At 38.4% G+C, this 2,474-nt stretch carries 4 protein-coding genes; 2 read left to right on the forward strand and 2 right to left on the reverse strand.

The genetic code is table 11. From position 1 onward, the window contains the following. Positions 1-290 precede the first annotated feature (290 nt). Positions 291-836 carry a gamma carbonic anhydrase family protein gene (locus GQR53_RS20365; protein ID WP_165745045.1) on the forward strand — a complete coding sequence of 182 codons (546 nt, stop codon included), beginning with the start codon at positions 291-293 and terminating at the stop codon, positions 834-836. Here the strand turns inward: GQR53_RS20365 and GQR53_RS20370 are convergent. Further along, a complete protein-coding gene (locus GQR53_RS20370) occupies positions 828-1,082 on the reverse strand; it encodes a DUF1488 family protein (RefSeq protein WP_004335144.1) in 255 nt (84 codons plus the stop codon). The genes GQR53_RS20365 and GQR53_RS20370 overlap by 9 nt on opposite strands. Continuing rightward, positions 1,079-1,903: a shikimate dehydrogenase gene (gene aroE / locus GQR53_RS20375; RefSeq protein ID WP_165745046.1), complete on the reverse strand. Its 825-nt coding sequence runs from the start codon at positions 1,901-1,903 to the stop codon at positions 1,079-1,081. The genes GQR53_RS20370 and aroE overlap by 4 nt, the downstream gene beginning before the upstream one ends. 54 nt (positions 1,904-1,957) lie before the next feature. Here aroE and GQR53_RS20380 point away from each other — a divergent pair, with 54 nt between their 5' ends. Continuing rightward, complete coding sequence (locus tag GQR53_RS20380; protein ID WP_004335148.1) at positions 1,958-2,395, forward strand: group II truncated hemoglobin; 438 nt, start codon at positions 1,958-1,960, stop codon at positions 2,393-2,395. Positions 2,396-2,474: the final 79 nt, after the last annotated feature.

The following is a 2,474-nucleotide window of genomic DNA, read 5'->3' on the forward strand; positions in this document are numbered from 1 at the left end:
AAACTTTCTTTCGACAATTTAAAACCGAAGTTTTATTTAACTCTCTGAGGTAGTTCGTGCCTCGCTATGCTTCAGCGTTTCCCGTCTCAGTGGGGTCGCATTATAGGGAGAACAGATTTTTACGCAAGTACTTTTTTAAAGAAAAAGTAAAAAAAGATACTGTTCGGTCAGTATCTGAACTAAACCCCCTGAAACTGATAGTTTTGTAACCAAACGGTGCCTTTTATGGTACAAAAATAACCTTGCTGATACACTCAAAGCTAATAACTATTATCTAAAAGGTACTAAATATGGCAATCCGTTCTTATAAAGGTGTAACTCCTTCGTTTAATTCGTCTGTTTATATTGATGAGTCATCAGTTTTGGTTGGTGATATTACTTTAGGTGATAATAGTAGTGTTTGGCCTTTAGTAGCTGCCCGAGGCGATGTTAACTATATACGTATTGGTAAACGCTCCAATATACAAGATGGCAGTGTATTGCATTTATCTCGTGCAACTAAAAGCAATCCAGATGGTTATCCACTTATTATAGGTGACGATGTAACTGTAGGTCATAAGGTAATGCTGCACGGATGTATATTAGGAAACCGTATACTTGTAGGTATGGGCGCTATTATTTTGGATAACGTGGTTGTTGAAGATGATGTAATGATAGGTGGGGGATCTTTGGTACCACCAAACAAACGCTTAGAGTCTGGTTACTTATATGTAGGGAGTCCGGTTAAGCAAGCCCGCCCTCTAACGGAGCAAGAACTTGCCTTTTTAAAAATATCTGCCAATAACTACGTATCACTTAAAGATGAGTATTTAGCTGAAATAGCTAATTTAAGTTAATAAGCTTACTTCAATTTGGCCTGCCGAGTTATAGCTCTCTTCTTCGATAAGCTCCTCGGCACGTTCTTCGTAATCAAAACGATACTTTTCAAAATACTCTGTTGCATGGCTTTCGTCTGTTAATTTAAGTGTATTTACTTCTATTACACACTCCACCAGCATGCCACTAACTTGTGCAAAAAATACTAACTGATGATCGGGCTCTCTAAACTCTAGCCTATCTATAAATTGTATTGCCTGATTCATTTAAGCATTCCTTGTTTGAGCGCATCAACGACGGGAAGTATTTTTGGCATTTTATTACGCCATACATAATATGCTTGAGCAGCTTGGCCAACTAACATGCCACTGCCATCTAAAAGCTTAGCGTTAATATTATGCTGTGCAACCCAATTCATAAAAATGGTATTTTGCAGTGAATAAAACATGTCATAAGCGACTTCACAGTTAGTTATGTGTTTTTTATCAAGTGCTGGAAGTTCGTTATTCATACTGCTAGAGGTAGAGTTTATTATTAGTGAGTAATCGCTTACTGGTAAATCATCAAAACCAAAGCCAGATACTGGTCCATATTGGGTAAACAGCTCTGCGAGTTCTTTGGCTTTTTGTGCTGTGCGATTAACTATTATTATTTCCTGAGGGTTATGCTCTAACAAAGGTAAAATAACCCCTCGAGCAGCACCGCCCGCACCTATGATTAAAATGCGTTTATTAGTTATGGCTACTTCATTAGCGAGTAAATCATTTACAAAGCCCACACCATCGGTGTTATCACCGAGTAATGAGTCATCATCTCGTTTTTTTAATGTATTAACAGCCCCTACTATTTTGGCTAATGGCGTAAGCTCATCAGCCATTGCATAAGCTTGCTCTTTAAATGGCATTGTAACGTTAGCACCCACACCGCCTTGCTCAAAAAAAGACAATACTGTTTTTTCAAAGTTATCGATAGGTGCTAATATTGCGCGATAGTCGATTTGCTCACCCAGTGATACAGCAAATTGTTTATGTATCGCGGGGGATTTTGAATGTTTAATTGGATTTCCAAAAACCGCATATTTGTCCATTTTAAAGCAACCTCTTTGCAGCTATAACACTGCCTATTAACGATGATAAGTAATATGATTAAACGACTTTTTTCTAAATCTAAGCCGGCTCCCGAGCAACAGGCTCCTACTCCTGAAAAAACACCGTATGAAATAATAGGTGGAGAGAAAGGGGCGCGAGCTATCTCCAATCGATTCTACGACATAATGGAGTCAGATGAATACGCTAAACCGTTATATGATATGCATCCTCTGCCATTAGATCGAATTCGCCAAGTATTTTTTGAATTTTTATCTGGTTGGTTAGGCGGGCCAAACCTATTTACTGAAAAACATGGCCAGCCAATGCTACGTAAAAGACATATGCCTTTTACTGTAGATAAAGCATTGCGCGATCAGTGGATGTACTGCATGAATAAAACGCTGGATATAGAAATAGACAATCCGTTGTTGCGTGAAGGCTTAAAGCAATCATTCTCTCAACTAGCAACGCACATGATCAATCAGCATTAAATTTATATATAGCCATAATGCAAAAAGGCGCTAATTAGCTGTCTCTTATACACAAATCCCTGCTAAGAAATTAGCGGGG

Origin of the sequence: Pseudoalteromonas sp. Z9A6 (assembly GCF_011378805.1) — a bacterium.
Classification (GTDB): domain Bacteria; phylum Pseudomonadota; class Gammaproteobacteria; order Enterobacterales; family Alteromonadaceae; genus Pseudoalteromonas; species Pseudoalteromonas distincta.

What these genes read in the sequence shown, in the direction of transcription:
- GQR53_RS20365 (WP_165745045.1), top strand. Translation starts at nt 291, where the DNA reads ATGGCAATCCGTTCTTATAAAGGTGTAACTCCTTCGTTTAATTCGTCT.
- GQR53_RS20370 (WP_004335144.1), bottom strand. Translation starts at nt 1,082, where the DNA reads ATGAATCAGGCAATACAATTTATAGATAGGCTAGAGTTTAGAGAGCCC.
- aroE (WP_165745046.1), bottom strand. Translation starts at nt 1,903, where the DNA reads ATGGACAAATATGCGGTTTTTGGAAATCCAATTAAACATTCAAAATCC.
- GQR53_RS20380 (WP_004335148.1), top strand. Translation starts at nt 1,958, where the DNA reads ATGATTAAACGACTTTTTTCTAAATCTAAGCCGGCTCCCGAGCAACAG.